The following is a 21,067-nucleotide window of genomic DNA, read 5'->3' as shown; positions in this document are numbered from 1 at the left end:
TGCCGGATAAAGACGTTTTCAATCGTCTCCCGGTCCGGCGCTTTGCTGAAATTGCGAAGAGGTCAAACAGCGATCGGCGAGACGCGAAGGCCTCGCCTGGCTCATTAGAGTATCCGCAACGTCGGAATAGCGGTGACGAAACGCCCGCCCCAATCCGCAATATACTTGCAGGATTCGACGATCTCCGCCGTCAGATTCCACGGCAGGATCACCACGTAGTCGGGCTTTGCGCGCTCCAGCTCGCTCGGCGCATAGACAGGAATGTGGCTGCCGGGCAAAAGCTTGCCCTGCTTCACGGTGCTTCGATCGACGACAAAGCTGATATCATCACGCGTGACACCACAGACATTCAGGAAGGTGTTGCCCTTCGCAGCGGCGCCATAGGCCGCAACGACCTTGTCCTCGTCTCGCGCCTGACGCAGAAAATCGCGAAATGCGTCGCATACCGCCGCGATCTTGGTGCCGAACTCGCGGTAAGTCCGCATGTCCTTCAGGCCAAACCGCTCCTCCTCCTCACGCATGGCAAGAAGGCGCTCGGTCGGCGCGCGCACTCCATCATTGCGCTGAGCATAGACTCGCAGCGAACCGCCATGCGTCGAAAGCTCCTCGACATCGAAGACCTTCAGGCCGCAGGCCTCAAAAATCCTCTCGGCAGCGAGCAGGGAGATGTAGGAATAGTGCTCGTGATAGATCGTATCGAACTGCAGGCCCTCGATCATCCGCAGAAGATGGGGGAATTCGAAGGTTGCAACGCCCTCCGGCTTGAGAACGATCTGAAAACCGCGGACGAAATCGGCGATATCCGGCACATGGGCCAGCACGTTGTTGGCCGCCGTCAGGTCTGCACGAATGCCACTCTCGACGATCGCCTTCGCCGTATCGCTTCCGAAGAACGCCACCTTCGTCGGGACGCCTCGCCCCTCGGCGACTTCGGCCGCATTGGCAGCCGGCTCGACGCCCAGCACCTTGACACCCGCTGCCGCAAAATACTGCAGCAAATAGCCGTCATTGGATGCAACCTCGATCACGGTCGACTGATCGCCAAGGCCGAAGCGCTCCGTCATCAACTGCGTGTAACGCTTTGCATGATCCAGCCAGCTGGTCGAAAACGACGAGAAATAGGCATACTCAGCATTGAAGATCTCGCCCGGCGGCACAGTCTCGGTGGTCTGCACAAGAAAGCACTCGGAGCAGACCATGACCTTCAGCGGAAACGAGCGCTCGGTCTCGATCGCCGCCTCATTGGGCAGGAAGGAATTCGACCATGGCGTGGCGCCAAGATCGGCAACAACATTGGTCAACGGCGTTGAGCAGAAGCGGCAGGCATGAACCATGCTGTTACGCGCCTTTCATAAAAGTATCGATCTGATCTGTGACAAGCGACAGCGGCGCGCAGCCGCCACGCCAGCGGTCGTACCAGCGCGCGGTCCATTCGATTGCCTCGGGCTGGCTGAGCTTTGCCTGCCACGAAAGATATTCCCGTGCTTTCGTCGGGTCCAGCCCGAGCGTCTGCATCTCCCGGGGCTTGTCGCTGGCAGAGCTATCGTTCCAGGTTCCCGCGACACCCATCGCCGCCTGAACATCGGAGGCAAGGCGTCCGACAGCAATCTGCGCCTCCTCAGGCGATGGCCCGAAATTGAGCGCATCGGGCACCTGTTTGCCAGCAAACAAGTCCTCGCAGAACAGGAAATAGCCATTCAGGCAATCGAGAACATGCTGCCACGGACGCGTGGCAAGCGGACTGCGGATATCGAGGACCTCGCCGGCCAAAGCGGCGCGCACGATATCCGGCACCAGCCGGTCTTCGGAATAATCCCCGCCGCCCAGAACGTTGCCGCCACGTGCCGTGGCAAGCCTGACGCCTCGCGACCGGTAAAATGAATCGCGATAGGTGGCGGTGACAATCTCAGCCGCGGCCTTCGAACCGGAATACGGATCATGTCCGCCCAGGCGATCGCTTTCGACAAAATGCCGGCCGCTTTCGTCGTTGCTGTAGACCTTGTCGGTGGTCACCACGAGTATTGCCTTGACCTCGTCGACTGTGCGGGCCGCCTCGAGAAGCCGCGCCGTGCCCATGACATTGACGTCAAACGTCTCGACAGGTTCCGCATAGCTGCGGCGTACCAGCGGCTGGGCGGCCATGTGCAAAATGATATCGGGTCTGCTGCGCGCGACTGCAGCCGTGAGGCTGTCGGTGTCGCGCAGATCGGCAATCGTCTCGCCACTCAATCCGGCGCTGCCAACGAGCGCATGCAGAGAAGGCGCAGTCGACGGCGCCAGCGCATACCCGAAGACGTCTGCGCCAAGCCGCGAAAGCCACACCCGCGCCCACGTGCCCTTGAAGCCGGTATGCCCGGTGACGAGCACCCGCTTGCCGCGCCAGAAACGGCTATCCGGCAGACGGCCCATCACCAGACCTTCCATGGCGCATGGCCGCTCTGCCAGAGCTCCTCAAGCTGATTCTTGTCACGCAGCGTATCCATCGGCCGCCAGAAACCGTCATGGTTGAAGGCCATCAGCTGGCCATCACGCGCAAGACCTTCGAGCGGCGCGCCTTCGAAAGACGTATCGTCGCCGGCGATGCGATCGAGAACCGAGCGGTTGAGTACAAAGAAGCCGCCGTTGATGCGCGCATTGTCGCCTGCAGGCTTTTCCATGAAACTGCGAACCTGCCCCGCATCCGTCAGCAACGCGCCATAGCGGCCGGGCGGCACGACGCTGGTAACAGTCGCTTCCTTGCCGTGGCGATGATGAAAATCGGTCAGCGCCTGAATATCGATATTGGCAACACCATCACCATAGGTCAGGCAGAACGTATCACCGAGATAATTGGCGACGCGCTTCACACGCCCCCCGGTCATCGACCCCTCGCCGGTTTCGACCAGCGTAACGCGCCAGGGCTCGGCCTTGGTCGAATGATAGGTCGTCTCACCGCGCTCCATGTCAAAGGTCACATCCGCCGAATGCAGGATATAATTGGCGAAATATTCCTTGATCATATAGCCGCGATAGCCAAGGCAGATCACGAAGTCGTTGAAGCCATAATGGCTATAGGTCTTCATGATATGCCAAAGGATCGGCCGCCCACCGATCTCAATCATCGGCTTCGGCCGCAAATGGCTCTCTTCGGAAATGCGGGTGCCGAAGCCGCCGGCGAGAATAACGATTTTCATGGAAGTGGCCCTGCTACCGAATGACACCGAATTGCATTGACAAAAATTCGACCGCCCTTATCAAGTCACGACGAAGGGATATAATCGTCTCTTTTGTATATTTCGACAAAGATTGCAACATGAGGTGCGTGCCGTGGCACGAGTGAGCATCGGATTACCAACACTGAACGGTGCTGAGTTCATCGCGGAGAGTCTGCGATGCCTGCAAGAACAAACTTTCGAAGATTTCGAAGTCGCAATATCGGATAACGGGTCCACAGATGGGACCAGTGAGATCTGTGCCGAATTCGCACGCCGGGACAAACGTTTTCATCATTTTCGTCTAGAGCAAACGATTCCGTGGCTTCAGAATTTCTCACGGGTGAGAGACTTGCTACAAGGCCCCTATTTCATGTGGCGGGCCGACGACGACTTAGCTGCTCCAAACCATATCGAAAGTCTGGTTAGTCATCTAGACAGTGAGCCCAACGCGGATCTCGCCGTGGCCAAGATTCGCCGCATCATCGAAGAGCCAGTACGCACCGAACGCTTATTTGATCTGCCTCAGCTACCGGACGGCCCCCATCTTGCTCGAGTGAAAGAGCTAACGCTCAATTGTCATCCCAGCTGGTTCTACGGACTATGGCGCAGGGAAACAGTAGTGCGGGATTGGGATCTCGTCGTACAAAGGTACGAGACACTATGGGCTTCTGACCACCTTGCATTGCTTCCGTCACTTTTAGATGGAAAGGTCGCTTTAGCTTTTGATACCGAGTTTATACAAAGAATAAAGCGACCTAATCAGATCTACAGGCTCGACCCTGAGAAACTCATGCAGACACGGACAAAATACAAAGCGCTTGCCGTAGAGATGTTGAACGCCAGAAGCTGGTCGGCAGACGATCGCCATCAAGTCGAAGCTATACTTGAACAACACATCGAGCAGCGCGTCGCCAGAAAGTGGGCAATGCGGCGAAGAATCCTGAAATCTAAAATTAAATCGCTAATTATAAGAAATCAACATTAAGAGAGCACTTCTTGGAAGAATGTGATTCGCTCGCGCAGTTGGTCATCATTCCATAGCCACCATTGTGATTCCAAAAGACGTTCCCGCGTCGCCTGATCGAAGCGAAACCTCATAATTCTCGCTGGCACACCGCTGACTATGGCATATGGCGGAACGTCCCGAGTGACCACGGCTCCAGCACCTACAACAGCGCCGATACCGATTCTTACACCACTCAGGATTGTCACGTCGCGACCGATCCACACATCATGCTCTATTGTGATTTTCTTCTGGAACCTTTTCAGATCGACGACATTTTCAGAGACAAGCCTAAAATCTGCAAGGTAGAATGCTGGGCTTGTTGACACTTTATCTAAGGGATGTTCACCTGCAGAAATCCCCACATTCACAGCAATAGAGCAAAACGAGCCAATTTGATGTAATGTTGACCCTTTGTAGCAAAACTGCTCATATCCGTAAGAGTACTTACCGACCTTTATATTAAACTTATTCTCGACATAGGCGCGATAAGCGTCGTCGCGGCTGCCGTATTTTTTCTTAGAGCGGCGGCGAAATTTATTTAGCCACCAAGTTTTATGATTGCCTTTGGACAACCAGCTGTCCCAAGAAGATCTTAAAACAACGTCATCTTCAGAATATCGAAGCTCACTATCTTCGGGAGTCCAAAAATCATTGAAGTTACCGATTGTATTGACCATTCACAAATACGCCTAGTGCAGCCGTCCGCGACAATTTAAAAAGATAAGCTTGCCTCATAATAATGAGCCAGCTAAGCGGCCAAACCAGTTGCTTCGCCACCAGATACGATAGAGCCGCCTCTTAATCCAGGAGACTTCATCATATATAGCAGCCTCCCCCAAGCTAGCCGAGCAAGACGCAAGCGCTCTCTAGATGACGCAACAAAATACTGGAAGGTCCGATTGTCAGCAACAAGCAAATTCCGTTGCGATCCGGACCTAAATGTCTCACTAAGCGGCCACGTTGGGGAATCGTAAAGATGCCCATAACGGTCAAGAATAAAAGCATTCAAACCGCGCTCACGGATTTGGCGTGTTATGCTATAGGGGCCAGCCTCCACAAGGTTTCCATCCCCCTTTGTTGTCAATCGACCAAACTCCAGTGACGAGAACAACTTTGATCTTACCATGAACGCGTTGGTGCGGACGTGGCAGTTTGGAAACGGCTGGTCTGGAGACGCTCGTTCGTAACTACCTGTCGCGCCTACTATGCCACAATCTTCACGACTCTCGAACGCGGCAACGTAAGACTTCAGCCAATCAGGAGCGAGAATACGACTGAACGAGGTGAAGAATAAAAGGAATTCGTAGCTCATGTTCTGAGCCACATCCAACGCGAGAGTAAACTGATATAAATTATCGGGATACCGAATCTGTACGACCCTACCCGAAAATCGCTGCTCAAAGCCAACAAGCTCGTGACAGATGGCGTGATCTGGATATCCCTTCATTTGCCAGATCAGATCAAATTCCGCACCAGCCGAAAAGAACCGCAAGCTATGTAAAAACGCCTTCCTGAATCCAGGGGGGTTTCCCCATCTATCTAGGTAAACAACTGCGATCCTAGAGGATGCTTTAGACATAATAAGCGACCTATCTTGCCTATTTGATGCCAACAACAACTGGAGGGTCAAATATATTCTCTTCTCTAACACCAAACTTCAACAGATCTCTGCGACCGTACTCATCTGCTATTCTTTCAGCGAACGCTCTGATAGTGATCGGCATCCCCGAGCAGACGTTCACGGGCCCGACAGAAGAGCCAAACGCGACGTTGCAGATCGCCTCGGCCGCATCCGCCACGTCTAAGAAGTCTCGCACCTGCATGCCAGCAGTCAGCTCTGCCGGCAAACCGGCAGCCAAAGATCTTCGGAGATATGGAACAAAGCGTCGGTCATGCTCGCCTTCTCCGTAGAGGTAGAAAAGTCTACACCAAGAGAACTCAATCTCTCTAGCTCGAAACCACTGAGACAGCGTTAGGTAAGCTGAAGCCTTGGACGCTGCGTAAGGAGTGAGCGGTTTCAAAGGCGTGTCTACCGAAAGCCAACCGACACTGACGTCGTATTCAAAGCAAGTTCCAATTCCGATAAAGCGCCTCACACCGGCATTCGCTGCCGCCCTAGCGATCGTGATCGTTCCAGTTAGGCAATCCAGATTCTCATCTGCCATCAGGTACTTTCCGGGCTCCGCGTACCAAGCCAGATGAATAACGGTATCGATTCCGGTAAGGACCTTTGTCCACCACTCCTCGCTCTCAAGGAATGGAGTCGCGCTTTCCGCAAGCTGGATCGCGTACAAGTCCATAAATTTTCCCACCGAATTGGGACGGGCAACGACACTGACGTCCACACCCTTCATGATCAGATTGCGCAAAACATGCAGACCTACGAATCCGGAGGCACCTGTGATAAGGACTTTTCTCATTGCTGCTCATTCATTTGGCATGAAGATGTAACCCTTAAAAGGCCCCAAACTCGATCCGAGACGGATGACATCCGCATACGTCAATTGGTAGATGAAAGGTTATAGAGAACCGTGCCGCGCTTCACCAGTCGCCCCTCAGATTTGCCTAACCTTTTCATCATCGAACGCCAGCATCTCGGCGATGACCGCGGCTTCTTTTCCCGCTTTTTCTGCGTGGACGAAATATCCGGGTTCGGCACAGGCAGCATCGCACAGATCAATCACACGATGACGAGGGAAAAAGGTGTCATCCGCGGCATGCATTTCCAGCGCGCTCCTCATGATGAGACCAAATTCGTGTCCTGCCTCAAGGGCGCCATCTTCGACGTCGCCGTGGATCTGCGCCCCGGATCTCCGACCTATCTCAAATGGCACGGTGAAATCCTTTCGCAGGACAATGCCCGCTCCCTGTTGATCCCCGCAGGCTTCGCCCATGGTTTTCAGACTTTGAGCGAGGACTGCGAATTGATCTACCTTCACGACAAACCCTATGCGCCCGATGCCGAGGGCGGGGTCAATCCGCTCGATCCCAAGATCAACATCTCCTGGCCTTTGCCTGTTTCGCAGATGTCTGCCCGAGATAGCAATTTCGCATTTCTATAGCGATTGCGGCACCCTATCGAGAGGTCTGGTCGCCAAGGTCGGACCAAACCGATTTTCCCTTGCTGACCGTCTTTGAGATCGCGCGCTGGTCGCGCCACTCGCGCCCTATATCGCGAATGACCGGCCGGGCATCCGGCGAATAGATGTAATTCTTGAAATTGGCGACCGTCCGCTCAAGCGCCGGATTGACCGCCGAGTAGAATTGCTTTTCCGGATCGAACTCTTCGATCAGCAATCCGGCGCAAGTCCGCGCAAAGTCCCCTCTCAGGAAAGAAGGCGACGTCGTGAACTTGGGGAACGACGTGAACTTCGGAATCTTGATCCCGGCGAACTTGAGATAGTTATTCCTTTTATGGAAATGCCCCTTCGCCTTTATGTCCCAGTTCTGATCGGCATGATGAAGCGATACCTGCTGAACGGCCCTGTCTGCAAAGGCGCTCAAGGCCTCATCGCCTATCCGCCCAAGCGAGATCCAATCGTCTTCCAGATGCAAGACGAAATCCGCTTCCGTCGCCTGCCATAGCCGCTTGACGGCGGCGCAGAAACTCGGGCGTTCGGGAGTGAAGACAACCGCTTCAGGGAAGAGACGACGGACGATATCGGCGCAGTCGCGCGCATCCTCATCCGATCCAAAGATCGGATCGATATTGATCGATACTCTTCCAACGTTGAAATTGGAAAACGCAAGCTCGCCGAAGCTGGCCATCGTCGTGCGCAGCAGATCGGGTCGCCGCCCGGCGACGATACTGACATCGATATGCGTCAACGCATTACTCCTCAAACAGCGATCGGCGCCTTGATGCTGGCATCTGCCTCGTAGCCGGCGAGCTCGAAATCTTCGAATTTGAAATCGAAGATATCCTTGACGTCGCGCTTGATCAGCATGCGTGGCAGCGGCTTCGGATCGCGCGTCAGCTGCAGTTTCGCCTGCTCGAAGTGATTGTGGTAGAGATGCGCGTCGCCGAGCGTGTGGACGAAATCGCCGTATTTCAGGCCGGTCACCTGCGCCACCATCATCGTCAGCAGCGCGTAGGAAGCGATGTTGAAGGGCACGCCGAGGAAGATGTCGGCCGAGCGCTGGTAGAGCTGGCAGGAGAGCTTGCCGTCGGCGACGTAGAACTGGAAGAGGCAATGGCAGGGCGGCAGCGCCATGTCGTCGACTTCGGCCGGGTTCCAGGCCGAGACGATGTGGCGGCGCGAATTCGGGTTCTTGATGATGCCGTTCACCAGGTTGGCGATCTGGTCGATATGCCCGCCATCAGGCGCCGGCCAGGAGCGCCACTGCGCGCCGTAGACCGGGCCGAGATCGCCGTTCTCGTCAGCCCATTCGTCCCAGATCGACACGCCGTTGTCCTTGAGGTAGCGGATATTGGTCTCGCCCTTCAGGAACCAGAGCAGCTCGTGGATGATCGAGCGCAGATGCAGCTTCTTGGTCGTCAGAACCGGGAAACCGTCGTTCAGGTCGAAGCGCATCTGATGGCCGAAGACCGAGCGCGTGCCGGTTCCCGTCCGGTCGCCACGGTCGGTGCCCTTGTCCATCACATGGGTCAGAAGATCGAGATATTGCTTCATGGCCGCCGCCGACTCCGTTTTCGCCTTATATTTAAGCCGTCCCCGCCCCGAAACCAACCACGCGGCATCGCTTTTCCAAGCAAAATCCGCCGATATCAACGACGCTTTTGTGACGAGCCTCTTCCCATCGCTTCAGGAAAACACTATATCAGCCTTGCCGGTCTTCGGGCCGGCTATGGCGATAAATGGGCGGTGTAATAAGCCTATTGGACCCGGGGGCGGTACCCGGCGCCTCCACCAAGAACAGCCGGATGTACGGCTGCTGTTGATGGGGGCGAAATAGGATCGACAAGGGTGTAAAGATCGACTTTTCGCTCGGCATGATACCGCCGTTATCGGGTCACAAGTGTAGTTGCAAACGACAACAACGCTAAGGAATACGCTCTCGCTGCCTAATGGCGGTGCGGGAATTCCGCTCCAAGTCCTCTAGGTTAGCCCCTTGAGGCGGGGTCCGAAGGCACCTGGCAACAGAAGCCTTCACCTTCTCCCTGCCATTGAAATCATGTATGCTTCCGTCAAGCATGACTCGGGGCAAGGCTTCCGCAGCGCGGCCGGACATGGCATATAAGCGAGCGAAAAGACTTCCGAACCAACGAAAGACAGGAAAAGCATGGGGCAGGACCACATCCGCTACGACATTCTGGCACAGGACGCGCTGCGTGGCGTCATCCGCAAGGTCTTGTCCGAAGTCGGAGCGACGGGCCGCCTTCCCGGCGACCACCACTTTTTCATCACCTTCCTGACCGGCGCTCCCGGCGTGCGCATTTCGCAGCACCTGAAGAGCAAATATCCCGAGCAGATGACCATCGTCATCCAGCACCAGTTCTGGGATCTGAAGATCACCGAATCGCTGTTCGAGATCGGCCTTTCCTTCTCCGACGTTCCCGAAAAGCTCGTCATCCCCTTCAATGCCATCCGCGGCTTCTATGATCCCTCGGTGAATTTCGAGCTGGAATTCGACGTGCCGCTCGCCGATGGCGAGGAGCTGACCGAAGCCGAAATCACCGCCTACCCGGTCGCTCCCGAAAAGAGCGAGGAAACGCCGGCGGCCAAGCCCGCCGAAGGCGGCGAGGAAAAGAAGCCCGGATCGGTCGTCTCGCTCGACGCCTTCCGCAAGAAGCAGTAACCGGAAGGGAAGCCAAGGCTTCCCTTTTTCATTCCAGCCAAAGTGCATTTTGGCCGGCCGAATTCATTTCAGATCGGGGCATGCCATGAGCGCCGAAATCGTCAATCTCCGCCAGTTCAGGAAGAAGCAGGCCCGTTCGGAAAAGGACAAAGAGGCCGAGCAGAACCGCATCAGCTTCGGCCGCACCAAAGCCGAGAAGCAGTTGACCAAGGCGCTGAACGACAAGGCGGAGAAGACCCATAGCCAGGGCCGGATCGAGAAGGACAAGGACGAATAGGCCCGTTGCCGATCGCACTGCTCTGTCCGTTTAATCAAGCCAGCAAGTCCCGCCGATGATCCGCAAGCATTCCGCAACGCTTCACGGCCACCGCACCAGCTTCACCCTCGAAGACGAATTCTGGGCCGAACTGAAGGCGATCGCCACCGCCCGCACAATCCCGCTTGCCGCACTGATTTCAGAGATCGACGATAGCCGCGCCGCCGACAGCAACCTCTCCTCGGCGCTGCGCCTGCATGTGCTCGCCTGGCTCAAGAACAGCGGATGATGGTAACTTTGGCGAGGTCATTGCCGCGCCCGTGAGCGCCCGGCAATGACCCCTTGATGGCTAGGTTCGGGTAACCACCCGATTTCAGCTTATGCGTTTCTGAAAACCGCGATACGCCGTCTTTCGATCAGAAGCTGCGGCATTCGCGCTAGATGAATGCGCTCGCCGCATCCCGAACTTGTCCGAAGGACGTAAATCGCTGGTCGATTGTGGAAAGACGGATATCCGGCTTATTGCGGAATGCCGGCGCCGGGCATGGTGTTGAAATTCAGGCCGTTGCCGCCTGTCGGTGCCTGGCCCTGGCTGCTGTTCTGCTGAGCCGCACGCCGTTGTGCTTCGGCCTCCGCCGCGGCCTTGGCGTCGGCAGCAGCCTTCGCATCCGCCTCGGCCTTCGCCCTGACTTCCGCTTCCGCCTTCTGTTTCGCAGCCGCTTCGGCGAGCGCCCGCAGACGCTCCTCCTCGGCCTTGCGCTCGGCCTCGATCGCCGCTGCCTTGGCGCGTTCGGCGTCGTTGAACTTGTAGAGAGCCACTTCGCGGCGCAGGCGCTGTTTTTCGAGCACGTTGGCCTGCAGGCGCTCGACCCGGCGGCGTTCGCGTTCGAAGGCGCGCAGCGACAGGTAGCCGGTGATATCGGTCACATCCATGGTGCGGCCAGGCGATGCCAGCAGACCGGAAAAATCGAGCCTCAACGCCGGATCGGCGCCGGAGAGCGCGTCGTTGCCGGGGTTGAAGCCGATATTCAGCGAGGCGTTGATACGCTCCTGCGGCAGGTCGATCTGCGCGTTGCCGGTCACCTTGGCGAGGTCGTTGGATACGGTGACGTTCTGAACCCGGAGCATGCCATCGGTGATGTTGAACGGGATGCCGAGCGGCGGCAGCTTTGCCTCGCCGTTATTCAGCAGCGTCTCGACGATCGGATGCACCTTGCCGGCATTCAGCTGGTCCTGCATCGGATCGGTGGCCGAGAGCAGTGGCGCCAGGATCGCCAGATTGAGGCCACGCACGCTGGTCTCGCCAAGCCGCATCTCGCCGGAGCCGGTCATCGAGCTCGCGAGTTCCGTCATCGACTTGCCGGATGCCTCGGAGCTCAGCGACAGGCCGAACTTGCCGTTGGCAATCGGCGCCCCGTCACGCGACCAGACGACGCCGCCGAGATCGGCATCGGCAAGCGCCAGCTTCGTCTGGAAGAAGCCGGTGCCGTCGGCATTGGTGAAGAGCAGGTTGCCGGAAAGCTTGCCGCCATCCCAGGTGCCCTGCATGTCGTTCAGCTGCAGCTCGTCGCCCTTATAGGCAATGTTGCTGGCGAAATCGTTGACGGCGCCAGACCAGCCGGGCCAGAACTGCTGGGCCGAGAGCTTCAGGTTGACGTCCATATCCTTGAAGACCGGCTGTCCGAGACCCTGTGTCGTCAGATTGCCGGTTACAGGATCGGTCATCGGCCCATAGACGGCCTCGCCGAGCCAGATCGCATCGGCGCGGTCGAGCGCCAGCTCCCCGCTCGCCGTGGTCTTGTTCGCTGCCCTGTCGACCGCCAGCGAGCCAGCGAACTTATTGTCGGCAGCATGGCCCTTCAGGTCCGCGAATGTGATCTTGCCGCTATCGATCGTCGCCGTCGTCTGGAGGCCGAACGGCAGGCCGGTTCCGAGCTGCGGCAGCGCTATGCCGTTCATGATCAGGTAGGGATCGAGATCGGCGCTCTCCAGGGAAACACCGACCTGGCCGTTCATGAAGGTATCGGGGCGCACATCGACCTTGCCATTGGCGGTAAACGACGTGCGGTCGGTCGCAAAGGCCAGCGAGGCATCGGCGGGATCGGTGCCGTTGACCTGCACCTTCAGCGACAATCTGCCATTGGCATCGGCTTCCACCGGCAGCGGGTCGAGCCCCGCCTGGCCGAACAGCACAGAGGTCGTCGCATTCTCGAGCGTCGCTTCGAGGCTGGTCGTCCCCTTGCCGGTCAGCGCCAGAAGATCGGACATGCGGTAATCGAGATTGACGCGGCTGCCGTTGGAAACACCGGCCAGCGTCAGCGTCAGCCCATCATTGTCGTCGCCACCGAGCGTCAGGGCGCCGCGCAGCGCCGTGTTGGTGTACCAGGCGGCATTGCGCACCAGCCGGTCCATGACCGGATGCGGTGGCAGATGCTCCTTCAGCATGGTGAAGAACGGGCCGGGATCGGCCGATTTGAAGGTGATCTCGCCGGAACCCTTATAGTCGAGCAACGAGCCTTCGGCGCGGCCGGTCGCGGTCAGCTCGGCACCTGCGAAATTCTTGACCGCCAGCTTTTCGATGGCGAGTGCGCCATCGGCGATGGTGAAATTGGTCTCGACATTCGAGGCCTCGACACCGAAGGCCGTGAACTTGTCGGCCTTCAGCTGGGCGGTGATCTTGTGGTCGAGCACGTTGTCGCCGGCGTCCTGTCCGGTAAACAGGCCGGTCAGCGCCCGGAGCGCGTCGAGATCCAGCGCATCGCCATTCAGCGCCACGTTCAGCGCCGGCGTCTGATCCTTCGGCGCCAGCCGCTCCACCCTGCCCTTGAGCGTTGCGGGACCGACGGCGATCTCCAGATTGTCGAAACTCTGCTTCTGATGCGTCAGGCCGACATCGGCCGAAAAACCAGCCTGACGGAGCTGGCGAATTGCCGGATCGACCGAACCGGCAAGCCAGGACGCAAGGCCACTCGGCTGGTTGGAAGCCACGGTCACGTGACCGTTGAACGACGGCTGACCGCGCAACGTAAGCCGCCCCTTGCCTTCCACCTGCGTGCGGCCCGGCAGCGTGCCGACGGCATCGTCGATCGTCCAGCCGTCACCGGCCGGCTGCAGGTCGAGCTGCACGTCGCGGATCGCCGTATCGCCGGCAACGATGGCCGGCAGACGCACGCTCGCCTTGCCCGGCACCTGCGGGATCGGCACCTGCGCCACGATATTGATCAGCGAATTGAGGCGCTGGCGGGCCGAAAGGCCGGGATCGCGCGCCGTCTTGCCGCCCGCGCCCTGATTGCCGATGCGGTTGACATCGATCTGCTGGCCGTTGGCGATCAGCAGGAATTCCGGCGCGCTGCCGGTATCGAGCGTCGCCTCCCCGGTGATCACATAGGGGTCATCGGCCGAGCCGACTTCCAGCCGGTATTCAGGAACGCGGATGCGCTCGTTGGTCAGCTCGAAACGGCCCTTCACGCGCGGCGGCGGCAGCGTCTTGTCATTCTTGCTCTGCCCGCGGTTCTCGATCGCTGCCGACATCGTGCCCTGATAGTTCGGCTTGCGGTCGACGAGCTTCAGCTCGCCATCGAGATCGACGCTGACAGGATGCTGGTCGGGAACGAGACGGGTGCGGACTTTCAACACGCCGTTTTCATCCGGCTGGCCGCTGGCGATCGAGAAACTGCCATGCTCGCCGTCGAGAGTCGCATCACCATCAATGCGCCACGGACCGGCGAGCGACTTTGCCGACATCTCCGCATTCAGGCCGGTGATGTTGCGCGAACGGCCGGACTGGTCGTCGATGAACTGCACATCGCCACCGCTGACATGAACATTTTCGAGCACGACGGTCTTGGCCGGAATTTCCGCCTGGCTGCCGCGCATCCAGTCGAGCGTGCCGTCCTTCAGGAGGCGCAGCCGCACCTTCGGATTGACGACGCGCATGTCGAAGATCAGCGCTTCGCCAGAGAGAAACGGCGCAAGCTCGGCATCCATGGAAAACTGCTCGACCTGAACGATCGGCTGGCCATCCGGCTCCTGGCCGACGCGCACGTCATGCATGGTCACCGACGGAAACGGCAGCAGCCGCGCATCGACGGTGCCGTGCACGGTGACCTTCTTGCCGATGATCTGGCTTGCCTGATCCTCGAAATTCTTGCGGAAGTCCGTCCAGTCGATGAATAGCGGTGCGAGTAGCGCCACAAAGAGCACTACGACGATCACTCCCCCCAGAAAGACGAGGAACCGGCCTACCAAATCAAGGATTCTCCATTCGGGATTCTGTTGCCGACACTACTGTTATTCATGCCGGTAGCAAGGCCGAAGATCATGAGATTATTCCGTTTTCAGCCGAGGTGAAAAATCTTGCCCGGGTTGAAGATATTGTCCGGATCGAGCGAGCGCTTGACCTGGCGCATCAGATCGACGGTGCCGCCGAGCTCCTCTTGAAGAAACGACATCTTGCCTTGTCCGATCCCGTGTTCCCCGGTGCATGTTCCATCCATTGCCAGCGCACGTGCATTGAGCCGCGAGACGAAATTCTCGACACCGGCAACACCTTCCGCGGTCTTGTCGTCGAACAACACCAGGACATGGAAGTTCCCGTCGCCCGCATGCCCGACGATCATCGCCAGCAAGCCGTGCGCCTCGATATCCGCCTGCGTCTCCGTGATGCAATCCGCCAGCCGGGAGATAGGAACACAGACATCCGTCGAAAGTGCGGCAAGCTCGGGCGCCAGCGCCCGCGAGGCCCAATAGGCGTTGTGGCGAGCTTTCCAGAGCTTCGCGCGCTCCTCGGCATTGACGGTCCAGACAAACTCCCCGCCCCCGCACTCGGCGGCGATCTCGGCAAAATGTTGCGATTGCAGCGCGACCGTCTCGTCCGTGCCGTGGAATTCGAGGAAGAGCGTCGGCGTCTCCTCGTAGCTGAGGTTCGAATAGGCATTACAGCACTTGATCTGCAGCGCATCGAGAAGCTCGATGCGGGCGACCGGAATGCCCATCTGGATGGTCATGATGACGGCGTCGCAGGCCGCCTTGATGGTCGGAAATGGGCAGACGCCGCCGCCGATCTTCTGCGGGATCCCTTGCAGCCTCAACGTCACCGACGTCAGAATGCCGAGCGTGCCCTCGGAGCCAACGAAGAGCCGCGTCATGTCATAGCCGGCCGAGGACTTGCGGGCGCGCCGCGCGGTGCGGATTTCCTCGCCATTGGCGGTCACCGCGGTGACGGACAGCACATTGTCCTTCATCGTGCCGTAGCGCACCGCATTGGTGCCGGAAGCGCGCGTCGAGGCCATGCCGCCGATCGAGGCGTTAGCGCCGGGATCGATCGGGAAGAACAGGCCGGTATCGCGGAGATAAACGTTGAGCTCTTCGCGGGTGATGCCGGGCTCGACAGTGCAGTCGAGATCCTCGGCATTGACTTCGAGAACGCGGTTCATCCGGCTGAAATCGATGGAAATGCCGCCGGAGGGCGCATTGACCTGGCCTTCGAGCGACGAGCCCGTGCCGAAGCCGATGACGGGAACCTTGTGCTCGGCGCAGATCCTGACCGCGGCTTTGACGTCATCCGCCGTCTCGGCAAACAACACGCCATCGGGCAGCTGCGCCGGAATATAGGTTGTCGTATGGGCGTGTTGCGCGCGGAAGGATTCGCCGGTCTGGAAACGCTCGCCGAAACTCTGCTTCAGGATGCCCAGGACGGCAGAAATCCCTGCCTCGTTGCGCAATCCAGCCTTCGCATCCTTGAGAGCCATCCCGTTGATCTCCAATACGTTCTACCATCGACAGGCAGGCTGGTATGGGACAAGTGGAATGACATGTCCAGTCAAGATTGCGCGCAATCGGGGTGAGCTGCGGGCAGCCTTTCGGATAAGGCCGCCCGCCGCGCGATCGTCAGACCAGAGGCGGGTTCAGCCGAGCAAAACCCTCCTGGCGGCGATAGGGGAAATAGGGATAGGGCGCGGTCACGGCGCTCACCGCATCCAGCCGCTTGATCTGCTCCGGCGTCAGCGACCAGCCCACCGCGCCGAGGTTCTGGCGCAGCTGTTCTTCGTTGCGGGCGCCGATGATGACGCTCGATACTGTCGGGCGGCTGGTGAGCCAGTTGATGGCAATCTGCGGTACCGTCTTGCCGGTCTCCTCCGCGATCTCCATCAGAACATCGACGATCGCATAGAGCTTCTCGTCATCGACAGGAGGCCCGAATTCGGCCGTCTGGTGCAGACGGCTTCCTTCCGGCAGGGGCTGACCGCGGCGGATCTTGCCGGTCAGCCTGCCCCAGGCAAGCGGGCTCCAGACCAGAGCGCCGACGCCCTGATCTGCGCCGAGCGGCATCAGCTCCCATTCGTAGTCGCGGCCGGCGAGCGAATAGTAGACCTGATGGGCGACGTAGCGCGGATGCCCGTTCGCATCGGCCGCTGCAAGCGACTTCATCAGTTCCCATCCCGCGAAATTCGACACGCCGGTATAGCGCAGCTTGCCCGCTGCAATCAGTCCGTCGAGCGTCGATAGCACTTCCTCGACCGGCGTCGAGGCATCGAAGGCATGCAGCTGGAGGAGGTCGATATAGTCGGTGCCGAGGCGGCGCAGCGCCGCGTCGACCGAGCGGATCAGCCGCGAGCGCGAGGCGCCCCAATCGGCCGGACCGTCACCGACGGGAAGAGCCGTCTTGGTCGAGATCAGCACCTGATCGCGCTTGCCGCGGATCGCCTGCCCCAGCACTTCTTCAGAGGCACCTGCAGAATAGACGTCCGCCGTGTCGAACAGATTGACACCGGCCTCCAGGCAGATGTCGACGAGACGGCGCGCTTCCGCGGCATCGGTATTGCCCCAGGCACCGAACAGCGGGCCGGAGCCACCGAAGGTACCGGCGCCGAAGCTCAGAACGGGCACACGCAGGCCTGACCGGCCGAGATTTCGATAGTCCATAGTCTTTCTCCTGTTGTCTCCAGAAGATAGACACTCAAATTACGCTGATATAGATTGCCTCAAAGAAACTCATTTGTGATTTGAATTCATCATGAGCAGGCAGGACATCAATCGCTCCGGCGAAATGGAAGTCTTCGTCCGCGCCGTCGAGCTCGGCGGCTTTTCGGCGGCCGCAACGGCCTGCAAGATGACGCCTTCGGCGGTGAGCAAGCTGATTACCCGCCTTGAGGCAAGGCTCGGCACCCGCCTCGTCAACCGCTCCACCCGCAAGCTGCAGCTGACACCGGAAGGGTCGGCTTTCTACCAGCGCAGCGTTTCGATCCTCGCCGATATTTCAGAGGCCGAGCGCTATGCATCGTCAGGCGAACAGGCGACCGGGCCGATCCGTATCAATACCAGCGGCTCCTTCGGCAATCACATCCTGGCGCCGCTCGTGCCGCAGTTCCTGGCCGAACATCCCGGCATCACCCTCGACATTACCCTGACCGACAAGATCGTCGATCTCATGGAAGAGCGCGCCGATGTGGCGATCCGCGCCGGTCCGCTGAAGAGCTCCAGCCTGATCGCCCGCAAGCTCGGCGGCGCCCGCAAGCTCATCGTCGGCGCTCCCAGCTATCTCGCGACGCATGGCGTGCCGAAATCCATCGCCGATCTCGAAAACCACTGCCGCGTCGGCTTTTCCTATTCCCGCGCCATCCAGGGCTGGCCGCTTCAGGATGGCGCCGAAGCGGTCAACGTGCCGGTCACACCGGGGGTGCAGGTCAGCGACGGTGAGGCCATGCGCCATCTGGCGGTTGCCGGCGCTGGGCTGGCCCGGCTCGCCGACTTCACCTTACGGGAAGATATTGCCGCCGGGAGACTTGCCGTCGTCATGGAAGACTTCAATCCCGGCGATATCGAGGACTTTTACGCCGTCTATCTCGGCCAGGGCGGCCCGCTTCCGGCCCGCGTGCGCGCCCTCCTCGATTTCCTGGCTACTCACGCCAAGCTATGAGAACTGCCGGTTAGCTCGAAAAGGCGAATTGGCAGAGGCCGCAAAGCCATGTTGTCTTCCTTCCCGGCAACGGAGGGACATAGAGATGCAGGCCAAGACCTATCCGAAATTGAAGGGCATGACCGTCCTGTCATCGACAGGCGCGGTTCTCGCGATGCTGACATCGCCGGCAAGCGCCGAGATCAAGACGGTGACGACCAAGCCCACGGCAGCCACGATGACGCCGGGTGAGCCGGTCCTTTACGACGACAAGAACTGCCCTGCCGGGATGATCGCAAAGTTCACCAAGGCGAAACGAAACAACAGTATCAGCAAGAAATGCGTTCATAAGTAACCGGATCGGATGCACGCCGCCAGACCCTGGCGGCGCGCAGTGCCACATTTCGCAGTTGACCCTCCGGCAGGCTGACAAATATATCCGCACTGCGCCTCCGGCATCCCCGCCGGTCCAGAAGTCACGCCGATAATCATCCTTCGACCGCTCTGGCGGTGCCTGCCGATCGGCAAAGAAGATATCGTTGATGCCGTTCAAAGCCCTTGCCAGCTTCCTACCTTCGAAGGCGAGCCTGCCCCGATGGGCAATCCTGCTTGCTCTCTCCGTCATCCTGGTTCTCGGCCTGGAAATGCTCGGCCTGCCGGCATCGCTGCTGATCGGGCCGATGGTCGCGGCGATCGTCGTGGCGCTGACGGCATCGAAGACGCAGCTGCGCGTGCCCCGCTGGCCGCTGCTCTTCGGGCAGGCGCTGGTTGGCTTCCTGATGGCACGCGCCATCACCGTCGATATCGTCAAGACCATGGCCGATGATGCCCTGCTCTTCCTGTCGCTGATCTTCGCGATCATCGCCGCTGCCGGTTTGCTTGGTTACGTGCTGACCAAACTGCAGGTTCTGCCCGGAACCACTGCCGTCTGGGGCTCCTCCCCCGGCGCCGCCGCGGCGATGACCATCATGTCCGAGAGCTACGGCGCCGATGCCCGCCTCGTCGCCTTCATGCAATACCTGCGCGTCGTCTTCGTCGCCGTCGCCGCCTCTGTCGTCTCGACCCTCTGGACCAGCGCCGAGGGCGCAGAACCACCGCCGCTGATCTTCTTCCCGCCGGTCGACTGGCCGGCCTTTGCCGCAACGATCGCGCTGACCGGCCTCTGCGCCTATGGCGCCGCACGCTTGCGCATCCAGGGCGGCACGATCATCCTGCCGCTGATCATCGGCTCGACGCTGCAGGGACTGGGTCTTTTGACGATCGAGCTGCCGCTCTGGCTGCTTGCCATCAGTTATGCCCTGATCGGCTGGAGCATCGGCCTGCGCTTCACGCCGGGTATCATGGCGCACGCCGCCCGCGCCCTGCCTCGCGTCGCAGCTTCGATCCTGACGCTAATGTCGATCTGCGGCCTGATGGCCTTTGCGCTCCACAAGCTTGCCGGCGTCGATCCGCTGACGGCCTATCTGGCAACCAGCCCCGGCGGCGCCGATTCGGTCGCCATCATCGCCGCATCGAGCGATGTCGACATGCCCTTCGTCATGGCGATGCAGGTCGGGCGCTTCCTGGTCATCCTGCTGACCGGCCCGATGCTCGCCCGTTTCATCGCCAGGAAGAGCGGCCTGGCGATGAGCCGCGTCTGAGCGCCGCCCACTGCCCGGGCGTCATGCCATAGGCTTTCTTGAAATGCCGGTTGAAATGGCTCTGGTCGGCAAAGCCGGTCGCAAAGGCGATCTCCGGCAGCTTCTCGCCTTCGATGATCAGCGCCCTTGCCTGCTGCAGCCGCCGCATCAGCAGATAGCGGTGCGGACTGGTGGCAAAGGCCGCGCGGAAATGCCGTGACAGCGTGAAACGGTCGAGACCGGTCACAACTTCCAGCTCTTCGGAATGAACGGCGCGCGTCGCATGCGCCTCGAGATAATCACGCGCCTTGCGCGCCTGCCGCCAGGCAAGCTTGCCGATCGGTTTCACCGGTGCACTCGCCCGCCTTGCCAGACCGCCCGCCACCTCCGTCAGGAAATCATCGACGAACAGACCGTCGAGCTCGCCATCGAGATCGCTGAGCGCCCCGAGCAGCACATGGGCAAGCGCCGCATCGCCGAACACGGGCTCGCCGACGAAGGGCAACCCCATCTTCTCCGCATCCAGACATTCGGCGACCAGCGCCGGCTCGATATAGAGCATCCGATATTGCAGCCCGTCCTCGGTTCCCGCCCCGCCGTCATGCTCTTCGTCGGGATGCAGCACGATCACCTGGCCGGGCATGCTGAAACGCTTCTCGCCGCGATAGCTGAAAGTCTGGACGCCCTTCAGCGTCACGCCGATCGCATAGGTGTCGTGGCGGTGCGGCTCGAAGGCATTGCCGGAGAATTGCGCCTCGATGCGCTCGATACCCGGAAAGGCAGGCGCAGTCAGGATGCCGTCCGCGCCAGATGGCGCGCACAAACGTTCAAGACCCTGGAAGAGGGTTGAATTTACATCCTGGCTCAATGCCACCTCGCACTCACGAAGAGACCTAGAATGTTTGATACCAAAATTGCGATCGTCCTGCGAAACAATCTTGCCTCCTGGCAGACGCTGAATGTCACAGCCTTCCTGATGAGCGGCATCGCCGGGCAGAATCCCGATATCATCGGCGAAGCCTATAAGGACAAGGCGGGCAATCTTTACAATGCCCTTTCCGTCCAGCCGATTATCGTCCTGTCGGCCGACGACGCGACCATTGCCGCCGTTCACCGCCGCTCGCTGGAGCGCGGCATCGCTACGTCGATCTTCATCGAGGAAATGTTTGCGACCGGCCACGATGCCGCCAACCGCGAGGTCTTCGCGCAATTTGCCCCAGACGATGCCAAGGTCGTCGGCATCGCCATGCGCGCCGACAAGAAGATCGTTGACAAGATCACCAAGGGCGCCAGGATGCATGCCTGAACGAAAACGGCCGGGCATTGGCCCGGCCG

At 59.5% G+C, this 21,067-nt stretch carries 20 protein-coding genes and 1 other RNA gene; 10 read left to right on the top strand and 11 right to left on the bottom strand.

The window, feature by feature from the left end; genetic code table 11:
• Nucleotides 1–104: 104 nt before the first annotated feature.
• From F2982_RS17405 to rfbF, 3 genes are read right to left on the bottom strand one after another with little or no spacing between them, the layout of a single operon-like run.
• The gene (locus tag F2982_RS17405; protein WP_203428571.1) at nucleotides 105–1,334 is read right to left on the bottom strand and encodes a class I SAM-dependent methyltransferase; all 1,230 of its coding nucleotides are present in this window, start codon (nucleotides 1,332–1,334) and stop codon (nucleotides 105–107) included.
• A 4-nt stretch (nucleotides 1,335–1,338) separates the two neighbouring features.
• Nucleotides 1,339–2,409 carry a CDP-glucose 4,6-dehydratase gene (gene rfbG / locus F2982_RS17400; RefSeq protein ID WP_203430108.1) on the bottom strand — a complete coding sequence of 357 codons (1,071 nt, stop codon included), beginning with the start codon at nucleotides 2,407–2,409 and terminating at the stop codon, nucleotides 1,339–1,341.
• Nucleotides 2,409–3,173: a glucose-1-phosphate cytidylyltransferase gene (rfbF, locus tag F2982_RS17395; RefSeq protein ID WP_199629148.1), complete on the bottom strand. Its 765-nt coding sequence runs from the start codon at nucleotides 3,171–3,173 to the stop codon at nucleotides 2,409–2,411. Before rfbF ends, rfbG begins: the two co-directional genes overlap by 1 nt.
• A gap of 133 nt (nucleotides 3,174–3,306) precedes the next feature.
• Here rfbF and F2982_RS17390 point away from each other — a divergent pair, with 133 nt between their 5' ends.
• Complete coding sequence (locus F2982_RS17390) at nucleotides 3,307–4,179, top strand: glycosyltransferase family 2 protein (RefSeq protein WP_203428570.1); 873 nt, start codon at nucleotides 3,307–3,309, stop codon at nucleotides 4,177–4,179.
• Here the strand turns inward: F2982_RS17390 and F2982_RS32050 are convergent.
• Together F2982_RS32050 and F2982_RS17380 are read right to left on the bottom strand one after the other, a co-directional pair.
• A complete protein-coding gene (locus tag F2982_RS32050) occupies nucleotides 4,176–4,877 on the bottom strand; it encodes a CatB-related O-acetyltransferase (RefSeq protein ID WP_203428569.1) in 702 nt (233 codons plus the stop codon). The two genes, F2982_RS17390 and F2982_RS32050, sit on opposite strands and share 4 nt — an antisense overlap.
• Before the next feature lie 921 nt (nucleotides 4,878–5,798).
• Nucleotides 5,799–6,554: an NAD(P)-dependent oxidoreductase gene (locus F2982_RS17380; RefSeq protein WP_246777467.1), complete on the bottom strand. Its 756-nt coding sequence runs from the start codon at nucleotides 6,552–6,554 to the stop codon at nucleotides 5,799–5,801.
• Nucleotides 6,555–6,731: 177 nt separating this feature from the next.
• On the opposite strand from F2982_RS17380, the gene rfbC reads away from it, so the two are divergent.
• Complete coding sequence (rfbC, locus tag F2982_RS17375) at nucleotides 6,732–7,262, top strand: dTDP-4-dehydrorhamnose 3,5-epimerase (RefSeq protein WP_203428567.1); 531 nt, start codon at nucleotides 6,732–6,734, stop codon at nucleotides 7,260–7,262.
• Between the two features lie 13 nt (nucleotides 7,263–7,275).
• On the opposite strand, the gene F2982_RS17370 is transcribed toward rfbC, so the two are convergent.
• The gene (locus F2982_RS17370) at nucleotides 7,276–7,968 is read right to left on the bottom strand and encodes a hypothetical protein (RefSeq protein WP_203428566.1); all 693 of its coding nucleotides are present in this window, start codon (nucleotides 7,966–7,968) and stop codon (nucleotides 7,276–7,278) included.
• A 71-nt stretch (nucleotides 7,969–8,039) separates the two neighbouring features.
• Nucleotides 8,040–8,834 carry a thymidylate synthase gene (locus F2982_RS17365; RefSeq protein WP_203428565.1) on the bottom strand — a complete coding sequence of 265 codons (795 nt, stop codon included), beginning with the start codon at nucleotides 8,832–8,834 and terminating at the stop codon, nucleotides 8,040–8,042.
• Between the two features lie 117 nt (nucleotides 8,835–8,951).
• Here F2982_RS17365 and ssrA point away from each other — a divergent pair.
• The 4 genes from ssrA (at nucleotide 8,952) to F2982_RS17345 (ending at nucleotide 10,505) form a co-directional block, all read left to right on the top strand.
• Nucleotides 8,952–9,316, top strand: a transfer-messenger RNA (tmRNA) gene (gene ssrA, locus F2982_RS17360).
• A gap of 128 nt (nucleotides 9,317–9,444) precedes the next feature.
• On the top strand, nucleotides 9,445–9,960 hold the full coding sequence (locus F2982_RS17355) for an SspB family protein (RefSeq protein ID WP_112715387.1): 516 nt from the start codon (nucleotides 9,445–9,447) through the stop codon (nucleotides 9,958–9,960).
• Nucleotides 9,961–10,045: 85 nt separating this feature from the next.
• Complete coding sequence (locus tag F2982_RS17350) at nucleotides 10,046–10,237, top strand: DUF4169 family protein (protein ID WP_112715389.1); 192 nt, start codon at nucleotides 10,046–10,048, stop codon at nucleotides 10,235–10,237.
• Between the two features lie 55 nt (nucleotides 10,238–10,292).
• On the top strand, nucleotides 10,293–10,505 hold the full coding sequence (locus F2982_RS17345) for a ribbon-helix-helix domain-containing protein (protein WP_130278024.1): 213 nt from the start codon (nucleotides 10,293–10,295) through the stop codon (nucleotides 10,503–10,505).
• Nucleotides 10,506–10,735: 230 nt separating this feature from the next.
• Here F2982_RS17345 and F2982_RS17340 read toward each other — a convergent pair whose 3' ends face one another.
• The 3 genes from F2982_RS17340 to F2982_RS17330 form a co-directional block, all read right to left on the bottom strand.
• Entirely contained in the window at nucleotides 10,736–14,464 is a 3,729-nt protein-coding gene (locus F2982_RS17340; RefSeq protein WP_203428564.1) for an AsmA-like C-terminal region-containing protein, read from the bottom strand.
• Between the two features lie 89 nt (nucleotides 14,465–14,553).
• Entirely contained in the window at nucleotides 14,554–15,966 is a 1,413-nt protein-coding gene (locus F2982_RS17335) for an FAD-linked oxidase C-terminal domain-containing protein (protein ID WP_203428563.1), read from the bottom strand.
• A 139-nt stretch (nucleotides 15,967–16,105) separates the two neighbouring features.
• Nucleotides 16,106–17,140, bottom strand: a complete 1,035-nt coding sequence (locus tag F2982_RS17330) for an aldo/keto reductase (RefSeq protein ID WP_203428562.1) — start codon at nucleotides 17,138–17,140, stop codon at nucleotides 16,106–16,108.
• Nucleotides 17,141–17,231: 91 nt separating this feature from the next.
• Here F2982_RS17330 and F2982_RS17325 point away from each other — a divergent pair, with 91 nt between their 5' ends.
• The 3 genes from F2982_RS17325 (at nucleotide 17,232) to F2982_RS17315 (ending at nucleotide 19,753) form a co-directional block, all read left to right on the top strand.
• Nucleotides 17,232–18,134: a LysR family transcriptional regulator gene (locus F2982_RS17325; protein WP_203428561.1), complete on the top strand. Its 903-nt coding sequence runs from the start codon at nucleotides 17,232–17,234 to the stop codon at nucleotides 18,132–18,134.
• Nucleotides 18,135–18,219: 85 nt separating this feature from the next.
• On the top strand, nucleotides 18,220–18,468 hold the full coding sequence (locus F2982_RS17320) for a DUF6719 family protein (protein ID WP_246777466.1): 249 nt from the start codon (nucleotides 18,220–18,222) through the stop codon (nucleotides 18,466–18,468).
• Nucleotides 18,469–18,655: 187 nt separating this feature from the next.
• The gene (locus tag F2982_RS17315; protein ID WP_203428560.1) at nucleotides 18,656–19,753 is read left to right on the top strand and encodes an AbrB family transcriptional regulator; all 1,098 of its coding nucleotides are present in this window, start codon (nucleotides 18,656–18,658) and stop codon (nucleotides 19,751–19,753) included.
• Here the strand turns inward: F2982_RS17315 and F2982_RS17310 are convergent.
• Nucleotides 19,713–20,600, bottom strand: coding sequence for an AraC family transcriptional regulator (locus F2982_RS17310; RefSeq protein WP_203428559.1), 888 nt, complete (start codon nucleotides 20,598–20,600; stop codon nucleotides 19,713–19,715). The genes F2982_RS17315 and F2982_RS17310 overlap by 41 nt on opposite strands.
• 30 nt (nucleotides 20,601–20,630) lie before the next feature.
• Between F2982_RS17310 and F2982_RS17305 the strand changes: the two genes are divergently transcribed.
• Nucleotides 20,631–21,038 carry a DUF2000 family protein gene (locus F2982_RS17305; protein ID WP_112715405.1) on the top strand — a complete coding sequence of 136 codons (408 nt, stop codon included), beginning with the start codon at nucleotides 20,631–20,633 and terminating at the stop codon, nucleotides 21,036–21,038.
• The last annotated feature ends 29 nt before the right edge of the window (nucleotides 21,039–21,067 follow it).

Origin of the sequence: Rhizobium sp. BG4, assembly GCF_016864575.1 — a bacterium.
GTDB lineage: Bacteria > Pseudomonadota > Alphaproteobacteria > Rhizobiales > Rhizobiaceae > Rhizobium.
Note: the sequence above shows the minus strand (reverse complement) of the source record. Positions and strands in the feature narration are given on the sequence as shown.